The organism is Enterobacter cloacae complex sp. 394I7 (assembly GCF_057320345.1).
In genome coordinates this window covers 32,500-53,533 of the sequence record NZ_JBXWCR010000010.1, presented here as the reverse complement: position 1 = coordinate 53,533, position 21,034 = coordinate 32,500, and the positions used below count along the sequence as shown (strand labels likewise).

The 21,034-nt window shown below is 57.1% G+C and carries 18 protein-coding genes and 6 pseudogenes; 20 read left to right on the top strand and 4 right to left on the bottom strand.

Annotated features, from left to right (window positions below; translation table 11 throughout):
• The 5 genes from traX (at position 1) to AC2FAP_RS21720 (ending at position 3,431) form a co-directional block, all read left to right on the top strand.
• Entirely contained in the window at positions 1-738 is a 738-nt protein-coding gene (gene traX / locus AC2FAP_RS21740) for a type-F conjugative transfer system pilin acetylase TraX (RefSeq protein ID WP_172687017.1), read from the top strand.
• 66 nt (positions 739-804) lie between these two features.
• Positions 805-1,524 (top strand): fertility inhibition protein FinO, encoded by a 720-nt coding sequence (gene finO, locus AC2FAP_RS21735; protein ID WP_172687018.1) that lies wholly within the window; start codon positions 805-807, stop codon positions 1,522-1,524.
• Entirely contained in the window at positions 1,517-2,308 is a 792-nt protein-coding gene (locus AC2FAP_RS21730; protein ID WP_008324924.1) for a DsbA family protein, read from the top strand. Before finO ends, AC2FAP_RS21730 begins: the two co-directional genes overlap by 8 nt.
• Positions 2,309-2,455: 147 nt before the next feature.
• The gene (locus tag AC2FAP_RS21725) at positions 2,456-3,001 is read left to right on the top strand and encodes a phospholipase D family nuclease (protein ID WP_016589852.1); all 546 of its coding nucleotides are present in this window, start codon (positions 2,456-2,458) and stop codon (positions 2,999-3,001) included.
• A 151-nt stretch (positions 3,002-3,152) separates the two neighbouring features.
• A complete protein-coding gene (locus AC2FAP_RS21720; protein WP_008324932.1) occupies positions 3,153-3,431 on the top strand; it encodes a replication regulatory protein RepA in 279 nt (92 codons plus the stop codon).
• 35 nt (positions 3,432-3,466) lie between these two features.
• Here AC2FAP_RS21720 and AC2FAP_RS21715 read toward each other — a convergent pair.
• Positions 3,467-3,570: pseudogene (locus AC2FAP_RS21715) on the bottom strand (replication protein RepA).
• 79 nt (positions 3,571-3,649) lie between these two features.
• Between AC2FAP_RS21715 and tap the strand changes: the two are divergent.
• The 7 genes and pseudogenes from tap to AC2FAP_RS21680 all read left to right on the top strand — a co-directional run bounded on the left by tap (position 3,650) and on the right by AC2FAP_RS21680 (position 8,101).
• Positions 3,650-3,727, top strand: coding sequence for a RepA leader peptide Tap (gene tap, locus AC2FAP_RS21710; protein WP_011201829.1), 78 nt, complete (start codon positions 3,650-3,652; stop codon positions 3,725-3,727).
• Positions 3,708-4,583 (top strand): incFII family plasmid replication initiator RepA, encoded by an 876-nt coding sequence (gene repA, locus AC2FAP_RS21705; RefSeq protein WP_172687019.1) that lies wholly within the window; start codon positions 3,708-3,710, stop codon positions 4,581-4,583. Before tap ends, repA begins: the two co-directional genes overlap by 20 nt.
• A 917-nt stretch (positions 4,584-5,500) precedes the next feature.
• The gene (locus tag AC2FAP_RS21700) at positions 5,501-5,809 is read left to right on the top strand and encodes a DUF2767 family protein (protein ID WP_172687020.1); all 309 of its coding nucleotides are present in this window, start codon (positions 5,501-5,503) and stop codon (positions 5,807-5,809) included.
• Positions 5,757-6,080: pseudogene (locus tag AC2FAP_RS21695) on the top strand (NIPSNAP family protein); the annotation flags it as partial. The gene AC2FAP_RS21700 and the pseudogene AC2FAP_RS21695, both read left to right, overlap by 53 nt.
• 68 nt (positions 6,081-6,148) lie before the next feature.
• The gene (locus AC2FAP_RS21690) at positions 6,149-6,730 is read left to right on the top strand and encodes a DUF2913 family protein (protein WP_172687021.1); all 582 of its coding nucleotides are present in this window, start codon (positions 6,149-6,151) and stop codon (positions 6,728-6,730) included.
• A gap of 334 nt (positions 6,731-7,064) precedes the next feature.
• A complete protein-coding gene (locus AC2FAP_RS21685; protein WP_172687022.1) occupies positions 7,065-7,526 on the top strand; it encodes a helix-turn-helix domain-containing protein in 462 nt (153 codons plus the stop codon).
• Positions 7,526-8,101: a PIN domain-containing protein gene (locus tag AC2FAP_RS21680; protein ID WP_172687023.1), complete on the top strand. Its 576-nt coding sequence runs from the start codon at positions 7,526-7,528 to the stop codon at positions 8,099-8,101. Before AC2FAP_RS21685 ends, AC2FAP_RS21680 begins: the two co-directional genes overlap by 1 nt.
• A 189-nt stretch (positions 8,102-8,290) precedes the next feature.
• Here AC2FAP_RS21680 and AC2FAP_RS21675 read toward each other — a convergent pair.
• From AC2FAP_RS21675 to AC2FAP_RS21665, 3 pseudogenes are all read right to left on the bottom strand, one after another.
• Positions 8,291-9,421: pseudogene (locus tag AC2FAP_RS21675) on the bottom strand (IS91 family transposase).
• 119 nt (positions 9,422-9,540) lie between these two features.
• Positions 9,541-9,606: pseudogene (locus AC2FAP_RS21670) on the bottom strand (hypothetical protein); the annotation flags it as partial.
• A 116-nt stretch (positions 9,607-9,722) separates the two neighbouring features.
• Positions 9,723-10,017 (bottom strand): annotated as a pseudogene (locus tag AC2FAP_RS21665) (transposase); the annotation flags it as partial.
• 594 nt (positions 10,018-10,611) lie between these two features.
• Between AC2FAP_RS21665 and tssJ the strand changes: the two are divergent.
• The 8 genes and pseudogenes from tssJ (at position 10,612) to tssC (ending at position 20,855) form a co-directional block, all read left to right on the top strand.
• On the top strand, positions 10,612-11,145 hold the full coding sequence (gene tssJ / locus AC2FAP_RS21660) for a type VI secretion system lipoprotein TssJ (protein ID WP_172687024.1): 534 nt from the start codon (positions 10,612-10,614) through the stop codon (positions 11,143-11,145).
• Entirely contained in the window at positions 11,142-12,485 is a 1,344-nt protein-coding gene (gene tssK, locus AC2FAP_RS21655; protein ID WP_172687025.1) for a type VI secretion system baseplate subunit TssK, read from the top strand. Before tssJ ends, tssK begins: the two co-directional genes overlap by 4 nt.
• 17 nt (positions 12,486-12,502) lie before the next feature.
• On the top strand, positions 12,503-13,744 hold the full coding sequence (locus AC2FAP_RS21650) for a DotU family type VI secretion system protein (protein WP_172687026.1): 1,242 nt from the start codon (positions 12,503-12,505) through the stop codon (positions 13,742-13,744).
• Entirely contained in the window at positions 13,744-17,370 is a 3,627-nt protein-coding gene (gene tssM / locus AC2FAP_RS21645; RefSeq protein WP_172687027.1) for a type VI secretion system membrane subunit TssM, read from the top strand. The genes AC2FAP_RS21650 and tssM overlap by 1 nt, the downstream gene beginning before the upstream one ends.
• 16 nt (positions 17,371-17,386) lie before the next feature.
• A pseudogene (tagF, locus tag AC2FAP_RS21640) lies at positions 17,387-17,759 on the top strand (type VI secretion system-associated protein TagF).
• Positions 17,760-17,767: 8 nt separating this feature from the next.
• Positions 17,768-18,769: a type VI secretion system protein TssA gene (tssA, locus tag AC2FAP_RS21635; protein WP_172687028.1), complete on the top strand. Its 1,002-nt coding sequence runs from the start codon at positions 17,768-17,770 to the stop codon at positions 18,767-18,769.
• 46 nt (positions 18,770-18,815) lie between these two features.
• Positions 18,816-19,352: a type VI secretion system contractile sheath small subunit gene (tssB, locus tag AC2FAP_RS21630; protein ID WP_172687058.1), complete on the top strand. Its 537-nt coding sequence runs from the start codon at positions 18,816-18,818 to the stop codon at positions 19,350-19,352.
• A 3-nt stretch (positions 19,353-19,355) separates the two neighbouring features.
• Entirely contained in the window at positions 19,356-20,855 is a 1,500-nt protein-coding gene (tssC, locus tag AC2FAP_RS21625; protein WP_172687029.1) for a type VI secretion system contractile sheath large subunit, read from the top strand.
• Positions 20,856-21,034: the final 179 nt, after the last annotated feature.

Genomic DNA, 21,034 nt, shown 5'->3' with positions numbered 1-21,034 from the left:
ATGCGCGCTGAAAACCATCCGCTCTTCCCCCTTGTGGTGGTGGCAGACTGCTGGCTGCAGCGTCTGCTTGTGTGGACGCCGGGCCAGACCGACCTTATCAAAACCGTGGCGCTCCTCCTGATGGTGGCCGACCACATCAGCATGCTGTGCGGACTGGATAATGACTGGCTGCGTCTTGCCGGTCGGGGAGCGTTTCCGCTCTTTGGCCTGGTCTGGGCCATGAACCTCGCCCGCCATCCGCAGATTCAGCAGCGCGCCCTGAACCGGCTCTGGATATGGGCCGGGGTGGCGCAGGGCGGCTGGATACTGGCCGGGCTGCGCCCGGACCTGGGCAATATTCTGTTTGCCTTTGCGGTCAGCGGACAGGCACTGGCGCTGATACAGCGGCACGGGCCGCGCACGTGGCCGCTCTCCCTGATGCTGGTTCTGGCCTGGCTGCCGTTTTCGGCGGGAAGCTACGGGCTGGCGGGGGTAGTGATGCTGATGCTGGCCTGCGGCGTATGTATGACGGGCCGGCGCACCACGCGCACGGGGCTGGCGCTGTGTCTGGCACTGGCGATACTCGCGCTGAATGCCGCGGACAGCCCCGCCTTTGCCATCGCGGGTCTGGTAATACCCGGCGTTACCCTGACGGTGCTGAGTCGGACCTGTTGCCGCGTGCCGAGGTTCTGGCCGCGCGAATTTTTCCCGCTGTTCTACGCGGTGCACCTTGCCGTCATCGGACTGATGGTGATGTGATATCTGCCGTGTCAGAATAGGGTCAGTCAGGGGAGTATACGTGAAACAGATTTATCCGGAGGCAGGATGACAGAGCAGGGGCGCCCCACGCTGACGCTGCGCCGCAAAGCGGAGCCAGAAGGTCAGCGTGCAGTAAGCAAAAGTGAACCGGACGGTGCGGGTCCGGGCCGGGTCACGCGTAAAAAGACCGTGGTGGTGAACACGACGCCTGCCTGGAAGGTCAGGAAGCAGGCGGTGGATGAGAGCGCGAAAAAGGCGCAGGCGGACGAGAAGGCCGCCAGAAAAGCAGAGAAAGCCCGGCAGTGGGCTGAGCGACAGGCCCAGGAGAGGGAGGCCATGCGGGCGGCCAGGCGCAAACCTGCCCCGGAACCGGTGTACCGGAAGGTCATGCCGCTTGCGGACGCGCTCGCGCTCCTGAAGCGTTGCTGGCCAGCCCTGGTGACGGACGGCCAGCCGCAGCTCCTGGCGGTCAACATCCGGGAGGCAATGGTCAATGACATTCGCCGGCGCGGGCTGGAGATTTCCGTGAAGACGCTGAAACGCTGCCTTGCCGCCGTCACCCGCTCGGATGCGTATCTGGGCGCCATGACGGTGGGCGCGTGGCGTAAAAACCTTGCCGGTGAACCGGTCGCAGCGGTGAGTGCGGAGGAGGCGGCGTATGCCGTGGAGCGCAGGGCTCAGGAGCACGCTAAACGACAGCGCAGGGCGGTCAGAAGCGTCGCCACCCGTGCACGGAACGAACTGATAACAACCGAGAAGAGAAAAACACAGGATGAACATGAATAAAACCCTTTCAGTCATGCTTGCCGCAGGCCTTCTGGTCTCCGGCGTGGCGGGGGCAGCAGAGAAACCTGCCGTTGCCTTTACCCCGGAGCAGGAAGCCCGCATTGGTGAAATCGCGAAAGACTACCTGCTGGCTCATCCGGAAGTGCTGGTTGAGGTCAGCCAGAAGCTGCAGGCCCAACAGCAGGAGAAGCAGCAGCAGGCGATGACGGCCGCCGTGGTTCAGAATCAGGCAGCGCTGCTGAACGATAAAGGCACACCATCATATGGTCCTGCTGATGCGAAAGTGACGGTCGTTGAATTCTTTGATTACCAGTGCATCTACTGTGCCCGCCTGGCGCCGGAACTGGAGAAGGTAATAAAAGCTAACCCGGACGTGCGCTTTGTGTTCAAGGAATTCCCGATATTTGGCCAGCGCTGGCCGGCGTCGCTCAGTGCGGCGAAAACCGGGCTTCAGATCTGGAAGCAGAAGGGGGCCGATGCTTACCTTAACTATCACAACGCGATTTACGCTACCGCCCACAACGAGGGTAAGCTGACCGATGCTGATATCAGCGCGGCCGCAAAAGCCGTGAAGTTCGATGCGAAAACAGCCCCAGATGTTCAGGGGACCCTGGATGGCATAAACACACTTGCGCAGCAGCTGGGCTTCAGCGGTACCCCGGCCCTGGTGGTTCTCCCGTCAGCCGGCGCCAGTGCTGATAACGTGACGGTTATTCCGGGATACACCAGCGCGGAGGCCCTGCAGCAGGCCATCAGTCATGCTGCCGGTGATACCAAAAAATAATCAGGCGTCCGCCAACTGATACCGCTAAAAGAGACTGACGCCTTCGCCGTGCTCAGTTGTCCAACCCCGGAGAAGGGTAAAAGCAAGTTTTCCCCGTCTCCGGCGTTTCTGGCTAACACATCCGAACAGTATTTCTGAGGTTATTTAATGCGTAAGTTCACCTTTCGCCAGCTGGCCGTGTCCGGTCTGGTATGTCTTTCGCTGAGCTGTATTCAGCCTGCAGCAGCGGCATCCTCCGTTCAGGTCGGCTTTTCACCTGAAGGCAGCGCGTTGCAGCTGGTCCTTAAGACGATTGAGTCAGCACAGCAGGAAATTCGGCTGATGGGCTACTCATTTACGTCTCCGGAGGTGGTTAGTGCGCTTGTCAGGGCAAAACGTCGTGGTGTGGATGTGAAGATAGTGCTTGATGAAAAGGGCAACCGGAGCAAAGCCAGCCAGGCGGCGATGAACGTCGTGGTGAACGCGGGAATTCCGCTGCGCACCAACGGTCGCTACGCCATCATGCATGACAAAGTCATTATTGTTGATAATCATACAGTTGAGGCTGGTAGCTTTAACTACACTCGCTCTGCTGCATCGCGGAATAGCGAGAATGTGCTGGTTATTAATGAGGTGCCGGAAGTGGCACAAACCTACCTTCAGCACTGGCAGTCGCGCTGGGACGGAGGAACGGACTGGCATTCTTCATACTAAGTCGCATCGTCATTTGATCCGCAATCTACATCCATCCAGGTGAGTCATGCGCCAACATGGCTCACACTTACGCGTAAAGTTAAGTCGCTGATTTCAGATATCTGTAGTATTCTCTGCAAACGATCCAAGTTTGATCCTTGAGGAGGCAGAGATGTCGCAGATCGAAAATGCAGTAACTTCCTCATCGAAAGAAAAGCGTTCTTACCGAAAAGGTAAGCCGATGTCGGCGAGTGAAAGACAGCTTGCCGCGATTGCGCGTAAACGTGAAACACATAAAGAAGTGAAGGTTTTTGTTAAAAATCCTCTTAAAGATTGGATGATTACGATCTGTGAAGAGGAAGGGCTCACTCAAGCTCAGTTTATTGAGACCTTACTCGAACGTGAACTTTCTGAACGCGGCGTTCTCGATGTAAAGACTTCACATTCTTGAACGTTTTCTCATTGGATGCTAGATTACTGATCGTTTTAGTGAATTCTTGGTTGGCCACGCCATAAGGTGGCAGGGAACTGGTTCTGATGAGGTGTCTACCCGGTACCAGAAAAGCAAAAACCCCGATAATCTTCACCAGGTTTGGCGACTAAGAGAAGATTAACGGGGCCTACTTAAACTGTATAGAAGCTGTTGCTCTATGCAGGGAGTATAGTTTTATGCTCAGAAAACTGCAATACCCGTTTCTGTGCCATTTACTCCTTCCGTGCAACATAAGTGCGGGAAGGTGTGACTGACGCCCAGACCCTGTTCTCCCATTACCGTCAGGTCAAAAACCCGCATCCGGCATTCACGCCGCGTGAAGGAAAGAAGACTCTGCCGTTCTGCCGTAAGCTGATGGCGAAAGCCGAAGGCTTCACGTCCCGTTTCGATTTTTGCGTCCACGTGGCGTTTGTGCGATCGCTGGGTAAGCGTCACCGCATGCCGCCGGTGCTGCGCCGTCGTGCCATCGATGCGCTGCTGCAGGGGCTGTGCTTCCACTATGACCCGCTGGCCAACCGCGTCCAGCGCTCCATCACCAATCTGGCCATCGAGTGCGGGCTGGCGACGGAGTCAAAGAGTGGGAACCTCTCCATCACCCGCGCCACGCGGGCGCTCAGGTTTATGGCAGAGCTGGGGCTGATAACCTACCAGACGGAGTATGACCCGCAGATTGGGTGCAATATCCCGACCGATATCACCTTCACGCCGGCGCTGTTCTCGGCGCTCGACGTCTCAGACGTGGCCGTGGTGGCCGCGCGCCGCAGCCGCGTCGAATGGGAAAACCAGCAGCGCAAAAAGCAGCACCTCCAGCCGCTGGGGATGGACGAGCTGATAGCGAAGGCCTGGCGTTTTGTGCGCGAACGTTTCCGCAGCTACCAGACCGAGCGCAAGTCGCACGGGCTGAAGCGTGCACGTGCCCGCCGTGACGCGGGCAGAACCCGCCAGGACATTGTCACCCTGGTGAAACAGCAGCTGACGCGCGAGTACGCCAGCGGCCGCTTTACCGGCGGGCTGGACGCAATGAAGCGCGAGCTTGAGCGGCGCGTGAAAGAGCGCATGCTGATGTCGCGCGGGAACAACTACTCGCGTCTGGCCTCCGTCCCCATATAACCCCCCTTCGTGGAAAATCCGGCTGACGCCGGAGGATTTCGCACGCCCGCAGCACGCCGGCGCTCATTATCTGAGCGGAACGGTCGCCAGCTGCACCGGCATTCCCGTCATCCGGCCATCAGAACGGCCGTCAATCTGACCGGCGAAGCCCGTTGCGGTCGCTGAATTTATTTACCCACAATTAACTGCAAGGGCCCTTTCCGTAAGGTTACAACCGTATAGCTTACAGAGCGCCAGCCGACGTGATTTCAAAGTGCGTGGTTTCCTTTAAAAACCTGCTCTGTACTCCTTTTAAATAAATAAGATTACTTCTTATAAATAAATAACCTGTTCATCGCCTGCCCTGTGGACAGGCTCAGGAGAATGCACGCCCTTGCAGCGGACTTAACGTCCGCGCCGGTTCGGTGAACATCTCAGGTTGGTCCCGCCGCGTTGCAGCGGGCGCTGTCGCGCGCTTATAGTTACAACATACTAAAGATTTCAGAAGAGTCACCGTGCACAGCGGCAGCACCTGAGCCGGGACCCACCCCTGAAAAGCGCCGCCGCCCCCGGCCCAAAGGGCCGGGAATGATGTCGCTTTTAATGATGGATGTTGTAACTAGGCTTTTGAGTCGCTGTAAGTGGTATTGCTGGAAGTTTAGAGTGACACGCCCGTAAGCAGCCCTGACGGCCCGCTAACGCGGAGATACGCCCCGACTGCGGCTTCGCCTTGTCGTGACCACTCCGGTGGCGCACATCAGCTTCTGCGTTGCTTCTAGCTGGGTTGTTCTGGTCTGGCAGGAGGGGGGTTATTACGGCTTTAGCCGTAATACTTTTTTTGTCCTCGCTTCGCTGCGGGGCCTCCGGCGCTTTGCGCCTCCATGCCGTTTCACGGCATAATCACACCTGACGCCACGTATCGTTTAAGGAAGAGCAGAATGGAGTATTCACACGCCTTCATGCGACAGCATGAAGAGATGTGCCAGGTGGTGGGCAGCATTGTTTTTGCGCTGGCCGAAGCCGGCCATGATTCGCGCCGCGAAAACATTGTCGCCGTGGTGCACAGTGAGATTGCGGAAACAGGAAAACGGGAGCCTGACCAGGTGCTTTATCTGCAGCTGGCCATCGACCTGCCGGAACAGGCCCACTTCCTGCCGGGCAGGGAAACTGCTAACGTCAGGGGAAGACACCAGAATGTCACGAACGGTCGAAATACTGCAGTACACCTTACACAGCGACAGCGGTGACGGTTTTCACCGAATAATGCGGGATATCAGCGTTCCGCTTCATCAGCGCCACGGCATCGATGTTGTGTGGTCTGCTCCGGCTCTGCATGATCCGGATTACTACATTCTGGTGCGCGCTTTTGACAGCCCGGAAAATATGTCTGCTGCGCTTGATGCTTTTTATGCAGGCGATGACTGGCGCCATGGTCCGCGAGAAGACATTATTCCTTGTATCGACAGCTGCATCAAAACGGTGATAAGGCTGCCTGCGGAAAGCGTGGAAAAGCTTCGCGGCAAACATAACCTGTCTCCCTCTGGTCTGAAAGGAAACAACGCTCTGCCGCTGGCGGGAGAATATTGATGAGAAGTATGGAAAAAACGGGCCATCTGGCATGGTGTGCCCTTGTTGCCCTGCACACGGCGCGGGAAGACGGACTGGTGCTGTCAGAGTCGCAGGAAAACCTGTTTATCAGCCGCTGGTTTGCGCAGGCGAAAAAACAGCGCCGGTTCTCGCGTGACGTGGCTACCGATATTGACTGGGTAATTCGTGAGGGCCGTACGCTCGGCGTTCGTGCGCGGCTGCGCCATAAGCTGGATTATCTCTGGCGCAGCTGTACAGGCGAACTGTCAGAGCAGAACGATCTTTTTCGCCTGACCTACGCGCTGGAGCTGGCTAAGCAGTACGACTGGGTGTATCACGTCCTGAGCGACAGTGAGTGGAGCGGCCGGCGTCAGATTCAGCCGACGGCGTCGGTAAACAGCATCTTTCTGCTGAAAAGCGCGCTGGAAATCGGTTTTAATGATGACGGGACGCAGGTTATGCCGGTTCCGGCCAGAATTGGCGGGCGCGCTGAGGGGCTGAATGCGCTGCTGAAAACCTGTGGCTGGGAGGCCGTCAGCAACGACGACCAGTGGATACTGATGACTATCCGCACAGGCTGAAATGCACCGGATTTTAATCAGTTATTCTGTACACCTCTATCCCTGATACTTTTGTCTTCCTGATTTCCGGAGCGGTTCAGTTACGTTGCTCCCGAAACCCCAAATCCAATCTTCTCTCCACACCGCAACCTACAACTTTGCAGTGAGCAGGATTTACCCTGATTTTCGTTTATTGCGTTTTCCGTTTATTTCGTATAACCTCAGTTATAACAGTTGCCGTCATATCAAAACCGAAACCGTAAAACCGAAACCGAAAAACCGAAAAACCGAAAAACCGAAAAACCGAAAAACCGAAACCGAAAAACCGAAACCTAAACAATTGGAATACTAAACAATGACAAACTCAATTCTTGATAGCCTTAGCCTTCCGGCTAAAGGGGAGATTGAGGCAGCTGTACGTGGACAAAGGGAGCTTGCCGCCTACCTCTCCACAAAAATGGAAACACAGGAAATTTCGATTCAGGATGCAGATAACGTAACTCATCAAATCGAACTACCTACGTCTTCACTGACGTTGCTTATGTCGATTTTGGGTGAACTGGCACTTGGTAACGCGGTGCAAGTCGTTCCTGTGCATGCTGAATTGACCACGCAGGAAGCCGCCAATATTCTGAATGTTTCACGCCCTCATATGGTGAAACTGCTGGAAGATGGGAAGCTTCCTTTTCATAAAACAGGTCGCCATCGCCGCGTGCTTTTCGCCGATTTGATGAAGTACAAGGATCAGCGAGATAGCGATAGCAATAAAGCTATGCAGGAGTTGGCAGATCTAAGCCAAGAGCTTGGACTTTACTAATGAACCACACACCTTATCCTGTAGTTTTAGATGCTTGCGTACTGTACCCGTCATTTCTACGGGATTTACTGATTCGATTGGGGCTGACCGGATTGTACCAACCAAAATGGTCAGCCAGTATCGAAAATGAGTGGCAACGTAACCTGTTAGCAAACAGAACGGTTCTAACTGAAGATCAAATTAAACGCACTGCCACGCTAATGAATAAAGCCATTCCTGATGCGTTGGTCACCGGCTTTGAGCCTCTGATTGATAGCATTGATTTACCTGATGTAGATGATCGGCATGTTGCCGCAGCTGCTGTCCGTAGCAATGCTGAAATCATTGTGACGTTGAATCTTAAAGATTTTCCGGCACCTGCTCTTGATGCCTTTGGTATCGAAGTGTTGCATCCTGACGATTTTGTTATGGATTTATTTGATTTAAATAGAGCACTTGTGCTTTCGGCCGTAACTACGCAGCGCAGTAGTTTACGGAAACCGCCCGTGTCGGTTGATGAATATTTAGAAGCGTTGCTAAGGCAAGGTATGGCGCAAACCGTAAAAGAATTAAGCAAATACCGCATGCTGATTTAGGGCGCTAAGTAGCCGATAAAGCTACTGGCTATAGCTTGATGGTTAGGAGACTGGAAAATCGTTTCAAAAATATCCTGACCATGAAAACCGCTATCAGAAACGCAGTGATGACGTGAGGCCGTGTGAGTTATGGCAATAAAATGCTGTTTCCGTCGCATTTTTAACCTGAAGCCCGTTTTTCACGCTAACCTATCCTGCTGTCTGGGCCAGAAGCCATCGTTTCCGGTCGATGTTATGCAGCCTTTCAGCCACTAAATCCGTGGCGTGTCTTCCGACCTGCGCGCCGGTAAAACGCAGTCGGTTGCCGCACAGGATGGATTTGTACGGGTCCGTACGCAGGAACGCTTTGATCAGCGCGGCGAAGCCCGGCTGCTCCGGTTTTTCCGCGCCTCCATCTGCAGGGCTTCGTACACATTCAGGAGCAACTCACCCCGTTTCCGGTTAGACAAAAAGCCGTAGTAGCGCACCATTTTAAAATGCCTGGCCGGCACGTGACTGATATAGCGCCCGATCATCTCTTCCTGCGTCAGCGTCTGCTGCCGGTGCTGCTGCGTACGGTGGTCGTAATAGTGGTGCACTACGGCGCCGCCGCCGTAGTGCCTGAGCTTCGCCGCCGACACCGGCGGCCGCTTCAGGTAGCGACCCAGGTATTTGACGCTCCGCCAGGCGCCGCGGGTCTTCTTCGCGAAGTGGACCTTCCAGCGGCGTCCGTACTGTGTGGCGCAGCAGCCGGATGACCGCCCCGCGCCAGATTTCCTCCACGGGCTGCTTCTTAAAGAAAAGGCTGCGCCAGACGCCGTGCTTAACATCCAGCCCGCCGCGGGTTACGGACAGATGAATATGCGGATGCTGGTTGAGCTGGCGGCCGTACGTATGCAGGGCGCAGAAGATGCCGACCTCCACGCCCTGTTTTCGGGCCCAGCAGAGCATGGCGCGGGTGGCGGCGCCGAACAGGGCGTTGAGGAGAGGCCAGTTGTTGTTAAAAAAGGGCCACAGCAGGTGGGGCATGGTGAAGGTTATGTGCAGCCAGTCGCAGTCGGGCAGAATGTGGCTCTGCTGCGAGACCCACTGCTCAGTGGCTTTAAAACCGCAGGAGCTGCACGCTTTTGACTTACAGCTCTGGCAGAAAAAGCGGGAGTGGGTGCAGTCGGCCGATGCGCAGCAGTAGCGGCGGACTCCCATACTGGCGGTGCCACAGGCGAGCATGCGCTCGACGCAAAGGCGGGCCCATGGGCTGACGCCGTCGCCGTTCGAACCTAGGTACCTGTTCCAGCCGTCATCGACGGTGAAGAGCAGTTTTGCAGGGCGTGGAATATACATGCCGCAGAGTATAAAACGGTGCTCAGGACATGCAAACCATCGGAACCGCGAAGCGGTGACGCTCGCCCTGAAAGGGCGCTACTGTTCATGGATTTTAGCATCTTCATCCAGTCCCATTAATACTGAGAGAGCTTATACGCACCAACGGAGAGCAGAAGTGTATCGATACTTTTACGGGGCATCATGGAGAAAGGCCCTGAGGAAAATATCGTCACATCATACATATTCAAATCGGGTTATGGCAACTCAGGGGCGGGAAGTTGGCTGGGTGTTCGATTTGCAGCCGTCAGGCTGCCCTGTTCGCACGCCGGCTGACGGAGGTGTAATCCGGGCAGTGCGGTAACAGTTTCATCAGAGAGAAAGGGAATCAATAAATCTCTGAGGAGCCCTCTGGGTCAGCCGAATACGCGTTTAATTACCAGAACAGTGCTGATTGCAAGGTCAGAATAGCACTGAGGTCGATCACGTGATGTTGGGGCAGCGTCATACCAAGCATAAATGGCTTCCGCATCCAGCCAGAAGGTCAGAGAGCCACGTTGAATGAGGGCTTTGTGGTATGAAGGCCAGTTGGTGATATTGAATGTTTGCTTTGCCACGGATCGACCTGGGTTGTCAGGATATACGTGATCTGCTCTGTCAGCTCAGCTAAAGTTCGATTTAAGCAATAAAGCCTGTAAATTACTCAGTCTGGTTAATAATCAATAAGGTTTTCTATGATTAACCATAATAGTGTTTAGGAAAAATGATTTCTTATTTAAAAAAGAACAATTAAATGTTTGATTATATATTAATTGAATTAATTACGTTGAGTTGTTGATTGTAATCGGTAAAATTAACACGAAATTTACAAAAACTTCCTATTCCGCTTTCGAGATGATTTTTGTCAGCCTCATGCGGTAGCTATATCCAAATTCCAGCGCGCTTCATCTTTGCAACCTAATGTTGTTGCGGTTGATTGCCATAGCAAAGCGTACCAGAGCAGCAACAGCGGAACCTGGATCGTCGATTAATCTCATCCTACTTCAAGCTTCAGATATGTTGGCCTAGTCAGTTCATCCCGGGCACATAGCGATCTTTGTTAGCGGGGATTATTAGTCTCATCCTTGAGACTCACGCTGCGGGCCAGCGCTTGCCGCCTTTCTGCAGCTTGAATTATTCATATATAACAATGCATTAATGGTATCCCGATTATGAACAGACTGAATATTTTCCGCCTGAGCCTTCAGGTGCTTTGCCTCACCGCGATGGCACTGCTGGCAGGCTGCGGGTCATCTTCACGAGACACACCTACCCAATACAGTCTGCTGTTCCAGGCGCATCCGCAAATTAACCAGTCGGCACCTCTGAAAGTGCGCGTGTTGTGGCTGAAATCCGATGCGGATTTCATGTCGGCTGATTTTAACTCTCTGCAAAACAACGCGCAGAGCATGCTGGGCGCCAACCTACTGGACAGCGAGCAGTTCTTCCTGATGCCGGGTCAAACCAATAATATAATCGTCGGGCATAACAACCCTGGCGTGCGCTACATCGCCATCATGGCGGAATACCAGGCGCTGGATGGCAAGAGATGGCGTCTCTCTCTACCTTTACCGCAGTCTTCAGACAGCTTTTTTTATGAGGTCTGGAAGGGGGCGGATGATGAGCTACATGCCGAAGTCATTGCCGATATCAGCGGCATCCGCGTGGTGAAAAACTTACAGCGCCGGAGACAGGAGCCAACATGAGCAAAGCAGAAAAAGTGGTCTGGACTGAAGGCATGTTCCTGCGCCCGCACCATTTCCAGCAGTCTGAAAGCCACCTGCACAGCACCCTGCGTGACTGGGGTCTGGCACAGCGCCCCTATCTGTGGGGGCTGCACGATATCGAATTCGACGAGGCGATGCTGCGCCAGGGCAAAGTGGCGCTGGTCTCAGCCAGCGGGCTGCTGCCTGATGGCACCGCCTTCTCGTTTCGCGATGCGCGTCAGTCACCGCCACCGCTAAGCATTCCGGACAACCAAACCAACGTGAAAGTGGTGCTGGCACTGCCGGTACGGCGCGGCGGGCGCGAAGAGGTGATTTTCAGCGAAGCGGGAGATTCCCTAGCGCGCTTTATCAGCTTCGAACGCGAAGTAGATGATTTCAACACCATCTCGGTCGGGCAGGCGACCGTGCAGTTCGGGCGCCTGCGCCTGCGGCTAATGCTGGAGAGCGAACTGACGGCGGAATGGACGGCGATTGGCGTGGCGCGTGTCAGCGATAAGCGCAGCGACAACCAGCTGCACCTCGACGGCAGCTATATCCCGCCGATGCTTAACGCCATCAGCCAGCCGCTGCTGTACGAATATGTCGGCGATATTAACGGCCTGCTGGAGCAGCGCAGCCAGCAGATCAGCCAGCGCCTGCAGCAATCCGGGCGCTTCAATACCGCTGATATGGTCGACTTTATGCTGCTGGCACTGATCAACCAGCAGTTGGGCCACATCAGCCATGTTAAAAATCTGCCGCTACTGCACCCGGAAGCGCTGTTCCAGCAGTGGCTGGCCTTTGCCAGCGAGCTCACCAGCTGGACGCCGCAGCGCGGGCCGCACAATACGCTGCCGGTGTATAACCATGATGATCTGGCAGGTTGCTTCGGGCGACTGACGCAGATGCTGCGCCAGGGGCTGTCGCTGGTGATGGAAGAGAGCGCCATCCAGCTGCCGCTGACCGAGCGCTCCCACGGCCTTAATGTGGCGACGGTTACCGAAGCTTCAATGGTGCGCGAGTTTGGCTTCGTGCTGGCGGTGCGCGCTAACGTACCGGCCGAAGTGCTGCAAATCCACTTCCCGGCGCAGATGAAAGTCGCCCCGGTGACCAAAATTCGCGATCTGGTGCAGCTGCAGCTACCGGGTATGGTGCTGCGTGCGATGCCGTCAGCACCGCCGCAAATCCCCTGGCACGCCGGTTACAACTACTTCCAGCTGGAGAAGGGAGGGGTGTTATGGAAAGAGATGGAAAAGTCCGGGGCCTTTGCCCTGCATCTCGCAGGGGAGTTCCCGGGGCTGGAGATGGAATTCTGGGCAATCCGCAGTCAAGGGGTCTGAGCAGGGAATGAATCATCATGAAACATGAACTATACGCCGATGCGCAAGCTTGGGTTTCCGGGGCCAACAGCCATAACCCCTTGGTGGCGGCTGCCAATCCGCTGTTGAATGCTATCCCGCAAATCCGTAATTCGGTTTCCCACCCCGATCCCGCCGGCTTACGCCTGCGCCTGATCGATGAGATCCGCCAGTTTGAGATAAACTGCCAGCGCGCCGGGTTGCCGTATGAAGCGATTATCGGCGCCCGTTACTGCCTGTGCACCGCGCTGGATGAAGCCGCTGCGCTCACTCCGTGGGGCGGGGGGGGCGTCTGGCCGGGCAGCGGCCTGCTGGTGACGTTTCACAATGAAACTTGGGGTGGTGAGAAATTCTTCCAGCTGCTGGCACGCCTATCGCAGACGCCGCGTGAACAGATTGCGCTGCTGGAGCTGATTAACTTCTGCCTGCAGATGGGCTTCGAAGGACGTTACCGGGTCATGGATAACGGTCGCTCGCAGCTGGAAACCATCAAGCAGCGCCTGTTGCAGATGATCCGCTCAGTGCGCGGGAGCTATGCGCCGCCGCTGTCGGTCCACCGGAAGGATCACCCTGTGACGCGCAAGCTTTGGTGCCCGGTGGTGCCGCTCTGGGCCTGCACCGCAGTGGTGGGTTTCCTCGCCTGCCTGCTCTACATCCTGCTCAACTGGCGTCTTGGTTATTACACCAGCCCGGTGCTGGCCTCGGTTTATCAGACCGCGCTCCCGGAAGTCACTATCCACGATCCGGCGCCAGCGCCGCCTACCGCGCTGGACCTGAAAACCTTCCTGAGCCCGGAGATCGAACAGGGTCTGGTGTCGGTTCGTGACGAAGCCGATCGCAGCGTGGTGACGCTAAAAGGTGATGGCCTGTTCAGCTCTGCCGGCACATCGGTAAGCGACGGCTACGCCAGTGTGCTCAACCGCATCGCGGCGGCGATGAACAAAGTCAGCGGGCGCCTCCTGGTGGTGGGCTACAGTGACAATGTGCCAATCCGCAGCGCCCGTTTTTCCTCGAACTATGAACTCTCGCTGGCGCGTGCGCAGTCGGTCACTGAACAGCTTCAGAAGCATCTCTCCCAGCCGCAGCGCGTCAAAGCGGAAGGGCGTGGGGATAGCAACCCCATCGCGCCGAACAACAGCGCCGCCAACCGCGCGCGCAATCGTCGGGTCGAGATCACCCTGCTAGTGGCACCGGGAAATACGCATGCCCAGTTTAACGGCCAGGTGCAAGGAACTCACTGATGCTGAATCTTCTGTTTGCCGTCTTAACCAACCGCCTGCTGTGGGGCTTTGTTGGTATAACCGCGCTGTCGCTTATTATCTGGGTGATTGGTCCGGTGTTTTCGATTGTCGATTCACGCCCGCTGGAGCCGGAAGTCAATCGCCAGATCAGTATTGGGCTGCTCTACCTGGTGTGGGCACTGGGCAACATGGTGCCGCGCCTCTATAACAGCTGGCTGAACCGTAAGCTGATGGGCAGCCTGAAAACCACCCTAGGGGAGTCGCCAGATGGGGAGATCCCCTGTCTTACCAGCGAAGAACGGGGGCTGGTGGAGTGCTTTAACGAAGCCTCCGAGCTGCTGAAAAAAGCACACTTCTCTCACGACAGCGGCCGCTCTCCGTTCTGGGCGCAGCGCTTCAGCCGTCAGTATCTATATCAGCTGCCGTGGTACGTGATTATCGGCGCACCCGGGGCGGGTAAAACCACAGCACTGGTTAACTCCGGCCTGCAGTTCCCGCTCGCCGACCGCTTTGGTAAGTCCGCGCTGCGCGGCATTGGCGGCACGCGCAACTGCGACTGGTGGTTCACCAACGAAGCGGTGCTTCTGGATACTGCCGGGCGCTACACCACCCAGGAGAGCCAGCAGGAGGAGAACGCCAGCGAGTTGCAGGTCTTTATCGGCCTGCTGCGCAAATATCGCAGCCGCCAGCCGATCAACGGCGTGATCGTCACCGTCAGCATCTCCGACCTGCTGACCCTGTCGGCGGAGGCGTCGCAGCAGCAGGCGGTGGCACTGCGCCAGCGCCTGATGGAGCTGCACGAACAGCTTGGCATTCGCTTCCCGGTCTATGTACTGGTGACAAAAGCGGATCTGTTGAAGGGCTTCCGCGCTTACTTCGCCAAATTCAATAAGGCGCAGCGCGAGCAGATCTGGGGCTTCACCTTCCCGTGGGATAAAGCGCGGCTGGCCGATCTCGATCTGATGGCGGCCTTCTCTCAGGAGTTCGCCCTGCTGCAGCAGCGGCTAGATGCAGGGCTGCCGGACACGCTACTGCAGGAGAGCGATGCCAAAGTGCGCGCCGAAAGTTTCCTCTTCCCGCAGGAGTTCGCCGCGCTGCGCCCGCTGCTGGCCGACTACCTTGATACCGTGTTTGCCCGCTCCAACTTTGAAACCCAGTTCTCGCCGCGCGGAATCTATTTCGCCAGCGGCACTCAAGAGGGGCTGCCGTTTGACCGCGTGATGGGCGAACTGAATAGCGCCATGCAGCTGCCGCAGGATGACAGCGGCGTTCAGGGCAGCTGGCAGCAGGTCAGTAAAGAGGCGCCAATCCCCGGCAACAAAGGTCAGAGCTTCTTCCTGAAGGATATGCTGCAAAAAGTGGTGTTTGCTGAAGCCTGTCTTGCGGGCAGCAACCGCTGGTGGGAATTGCGCAACCGCGCGCTTCTGTGGTCCGGCTATATCGCTCTGGCCGCCGTAGTGGTGCTTGCCTCGCTGCTGTGGTTCACCAGCTACGTCAACAACAAAAGCTACCTGCAGCAAGTCCAGGCGCGGGTGCCGGAAGTGGTGCGCCAGAGCACGGCGCTGCAGAGCAGCGACCCGCGCGATCTCTTTGCGCTGCTGCCGTTCCTTAATAGCGTGCTGCACCTGCCGGAGAGCGACGAGTTTGACCTTAACTCACCGCCGCTGAACCGCCGCATGGGGCTGTATCGCGGAGCGGAAGTCAGCGATGCCACCCAGGCGCTGTACCAGAAATCGCTGCAGCAGATACTGATGCCGCATGTGGCGCAGCTGATTACCACCTGGCTGCGTAACGATAACGGCAGCGATGTCGAATACAGCTATGAAGCGCTGAAAGCGTATCAGATGCTGTATCAGCCGAATCACTACGACGGCAAATTCCTGCACGCCTGGATGATGTGGAATATCCAACGCACTCTGCCGCAAAACGTTACTCATGCGCAGGTGAAACAACTGGAGTGGCATCTCAGCCAGCTGTGGGAGAACCAGATTCAGGCCTCGCCGTATGCCCGGGATGATGCGCTGCTAAAGCGCGAACAGGCGCTGATTAATCAGATGCCGCTGTCGCAGCGCGTTTACGGACGCCTGAAGCGCCTGCTGGAACGTGATGACAGCTTACGGGCAGTGTCGCTGGCCTCGCTCGGCGGGCCGCAGAGCGAACTGGTGTTTTCGCGCAAGAGCGGGCGCTCGATTGCTGACACAATCCCGGGGCTGTACACCCCGGACGGTTACTGGAACAGCTTCGACAAAAACATCGCTGCGGTTACCAAATCGCTGCATGACGATGACCTGTGGGTGCTCGGCGGTCAGGTAAAGGGCGAGACGCAGCAGCAGACCGATGCGGCAGTGCGCCAGCTCTATATCAGCGACTATATTCGCCAATGGGACGGACTGCTGCAGGATATCCAGCTCAACAGCAGTGCCGACTTGGCGCAGCGAATCAACAGTGCGCGGCTGCTCTCCAGCAGCAGCTCGCCGCTGCGCAAGCTGGTGATTAACCTCAGACACTATCTGGTGCTGGAAAAAGTGCCGCAGGGCGTTGAAAAAGCCGCTAAACCCGCCTACAGCGTCAGCGATAACAGCGCCACGCGGACCCTGCAGGGGCTGTTCCGCTCGCGCCAGAACAGCACTGGCGCGGCGGTACAGCAGACGCCGGAGCAGGCAGTGGCTAACCACTTCGCGCCGATTATTGACCTGGCCGATCCGCTGGAGGAGGGTGGGATAATCATCGCCTTCGACGACTTCCTTAAGCAGATTGACGACCTGTATCGCTACCTGACGGCGGTGCAGGACGCCGCCAACAGCGGCATGTCTCCGCCGGCGGGTGAGGCGATCAGCCACCTACACGCTAGTGCGGGCAGGCTGCCTAGCTCGCTGCAAAACATGTTTACCAGTATTGCGGTCGGCGCCAGCAGCGATACCCAGCGCAGTGATCTCGACAACGTGCGTAAACGCATCAACGTCGAAGTCGGCAGCTTTTGCCGCCAAGCGATAGCCGGGCGTTATCCGCTGGTGCGTTCCGGGCGCAGTGAAGTAACCCCGGACGATCTGGCGCGCATGTTCGCCCCGGGCAGCGGCCTGATGGACAGTTTCTTCCGCGACAACCTGGCCAACAAGGTTGATACCACCCAGTCGGCGTGGCGCTTTACTCCAGGCATTGATGGCAAAACCCTGCCGGGCGGCGAGAGTATTCTGCGCCCGTTCCAGCAGGCGCAGAGTATTCGCGACTCCTTCTTTGCCAACGGCTCTACCACGACGTCATTCCGCGTGACGGTGCGCACTGTGCGGATGGATAACGACATCCTCACCATGACGCTGGATGTTGACGGTCAGCTGCTGCGCTACAGCCACGGCCCGCAGGCGGTAAAGCTGATGAGCTGGCCGGGCAGCGGCGGCACCAACCAGGTGCGTATGCAGCTCGGGCTGGCCAACGGCACCACCTTGACGCTGGTGACCAACGGCTCCTGGGCGCTGAACCGCTTCTTTGACCGCGCCCAGCAGAGCGCAGGCAGCAGCAGCCTGAGCCGCCAGGCCACCTTTAATGTCGATGGTCACAGTGTGACGTTGGAGTTCACCCCGAACAGTATCCGCAATCCGTTCCAGCTTCCCGGGTTCTCGTGCCCGTAGCCGTGAGGAGAAGATAATGAGCCAGACGTACGTGATTAGCTGGTACGGCAAATTGCCCAGCGCCGGAGATTTTCTCAAGCGCCGCTTTCCCAATGTGCTGTTTAACCAGTGGAGCGACTGGTTTCAGGTTGGCCTGCTTAACTGGCAGAACGGTGAAGAGCAGCCTTCAGTTTGCCAATACCCCGGTATGGAATTTCGTGGTGCCCCCCATGTTGGGCAGCCAGCAGGTGCAGATGGGCTGCCTGCTGCCGGTTAAACACAGCATGGGCCGCCGCTACCCACATCTGCACAGCGGCAACTTCACAAGCCTGCTTTTTCCGATGCTGTTCGACACGGCGACGGGTGCCAGAACCGCTCGGAATAGCCTTTATCCGCCGATATTTGAATAGGAAATCCGATGAATATCGATACGCTTCTTATCCCTGTCAGCAGCGAGCAGCCCTGCGGCGAAAACCTCGAATATGACGCCGACTATATGGCGATGGAGCAGGCATGTACGGGTAAAGCCGAGCAGCAGTTTGGCGATACCATCATCCCGGCGGAACCCGCCGACTGGAACAAAGTCGAGCATCTGGCCCTCAGCCTGCTGGAGCGCAGTAAAGATCTGCGCGTGATGCTGGCGCTGACCCGCGCCTGGACCCAGCTGAAAGGGCTGCGCGGTTATGCCAACGGCCTGCTGCTGGTGCAGCAGGCGCTGCTGCTCTATTGGGAGCCGCTCTGGCCGCTACTGGAACAGGACGGGCAGCACGACCCGTTCTACCGCGTTAACGCGCTGGCGGCGCTGAGTGATAAATCTGCGCTCAGCACCGCCCTGCGTCAGGCCGCGCTGATACGCCATGCGTCCGATGAGATCAGCCTCCGTGATGCCTGTTCTCTGCTCGACGGCAGCAAGACCGACTGCCCCGGCTATCCCGGCGGTTTGACCCGCCTGCAGGATGAGCTGGCGCGCGGCGGTCCAGGCCCTGAAGCGGTGGTGCTGATAGCCGAACGCCTGCTGACCATTCGTGAAACTGTCACCGAGCAACTGGGTAACGGCGGCATGCCGGAGATGGAGCAGTTGCTGAAAACCGTCAACACGGTTGCCTCCGCCTGTCAGAGCACCGATCTCAGCAGCCTGATCCCACAGCTTGCCAGCAGCAGCACCGCTGAGCCAACGCCTCAGAGTGCGCCGCAGTCCGCCGACTGGCACACGGTGCAGCTCAGCTCACGCGCCGATGCGCAGATGATGCTGGAGAAGGTGAAACACTATTTTTTCCGGCACGAACCCAGCCACCCTGCGCCGCTGATGATCGAGCGGGTGCAGCGTATGGTTGAGCTGGACTTTATGGAGATCATCCGCGACCTCGCGCCGGACGGCGTGCATCAGCTGGAAACTCTTTTCGGGCGTCGCGATAGCTAACGCTTGCGGCGCAATATTTGTACGCGCATATCCAATGGAGAACACCATGCCAGTCAGTAAATCCAGTGGGCAGAAATTCATTGCCCGTAATCGCGTGCCCCGCGTACAGATCGAGTACGACGTGGAGATCTACGGCGCAGAACGCAGAATCGAACTGCCTTTTATCATGGGCGTGATGGCCGACCTAGTCGGTAAACCCGTCGACGCTCAGCCGGGCGTCGACGAGCGCAAGTTCCTAGAGATCGATATAGATAACTTCGACGAGCGCATGAAGTCACTGAAACCGCGTGTGGCGTTCCAGGCTGATAACACCCTGACCGGGGAAGGGCGTCTGAACATCGACCTGACCTTCAACAGCATGGAAGACTTCTCGCCGGATGCGGTGGCACGCAAGGTTGAGCCGCTGAACAAGCTGCTGGAAGCGCGCACCCAGCTTTCTAACCTGCTGACCTATATGGACGGCAAAAACGGTGCAGAGGAGCTGATCGCCAAAATCCTGCAGGATCCCACTCTGCTGCAATCCCTCAGCCACCTGCCGAAATCAGACGATGCCGCAGTAGACAGCAGTGCTAAAGAGGAGTAACTGATGAGCAACCCATCCCAGCAGTCGCTGGCGCAGGAGCAGCAGACCTGGAGCCAAGACGAGTTCAGCGCGCTGCTGAACAAAGAGTTCCGACCGAAAAGTGATCAAGCGCGTAATGCCGTCGAGAGCGCTGTCAAAACTCTGGCGCAACAGGCGCTGGAGAACACCGTTACCGTTTCCAACGATGCTTACCGCACCATTCAGGCGCTGATCGCCGAGATCGACGAGAAGCTGTCAAAGCAGGTTAACCAGATCATCCACCACGACGATTTCCAGAAGCTGGAAGGGGCGTGGCGCGGTCTGAGCTACCTGGTGGACAACACCGACACCGACGAGATGCTGAAAATCCGCTTTATGAGCATCTCCAAGCAGGAGCTGGGCCGTACCCTCAAGCGCTATAAAGGCGTGGGCTGGGACCAGAGCCCGATCTTTAAGAAAGTCTACGAAGAAGAATATGGCCAGTTCGGCGGCGAGCCGTTTGGTTGCCTGGTCGGCGACTACTACTTCGACCACAGCCCGCAGGATGTTGAGCTGCTGAGCGAGATGGCCCGCATTGGCGCGGCCGCCCACTGCCCGTTTATAACCGGTACCGCACCGGGGGTGATGCAGATGGAGTCCTGGCAGGAGCTGGCAAACCCGCGCGATCTGAGCAAGATCTTCCAGAACACCGAGTACGCCGCGTGGCTCAGCCTGCGCGAGTCGGAAGATGCCCGCTACCTCGGCCTGGTGATGCCGCGCTTCCTGTCGCGCTTGCCTTACGGCATCCGTACCAACCCGGTGGACAGCTTCGACTTTGAGGAAGAGACCGACGGTGCGAATCACGGCAACTACACCTGGACCAACGCCGCTTACGCGATGGCCGCCAACATCAACCGCTCGTTCAAGGACTTCGGCTGGTGTACATCGATTCGCGGCGTGGAGTCTGGCGGCGCAGTGGAAAACCTGCCGTGCCACACCTTCCCGAGCGATGACGGCGGTGTGGACATGAAGTGCCCGACCGAGATCGCCATCAGCGACCGTCGCGAAGCCGAGCTGGCGAAGAACGGCTTTATGCCGCTGGTTCACCGCAAGAACTCCGACTTTGCCGCCTTTATTGGCGCACAGTCCCTGCAGAAACCTGCGGAGTACCACGATCCCGATGCCACTGCAAATGCCCGTCTGGCCGCTCGCCTGCCGTACCTGTTCGCCTGCTGCCGCTTTGCGCACTACCTGAAGTGCATCGTGCGCGACAAGATCGGCTCCTTCCGCGAGCGTGATGAGATGGAGCGCTGGCTGAACGACTGGGTGATGAACTACGTCGACGGCGACCCGGCTAACTCCTCACAGGAGACCAAGTCGCGTAAGCCGCTGGCCTCCGCCGAAGTGCAGGTGGAAGAGATTGAAGACAACCTTGGCTACTACGCCGCGAAGTTCTTCCTGCGCCCGCACTACCAGCTGGAAGGCCTGACCGTGTCACTGCGCCTGGTATCCAAACTGCCATCGCTGAAGTCGAACGACGCGTAAGTCTACGCTGAATGTACCGGTGGCCATTAGGTGCCACCGGGTTACAAAGTGAGCTTGATAAGGAGTGAACATTATTCGATGCACAAAGGCATGGCTGCTATTTTTAAGCTCCGGAAAAACTGATGCAGAAGGTTTTTACGGGTCTTGCAAGAGGCTTCATGGATATCCCTGAAGATATG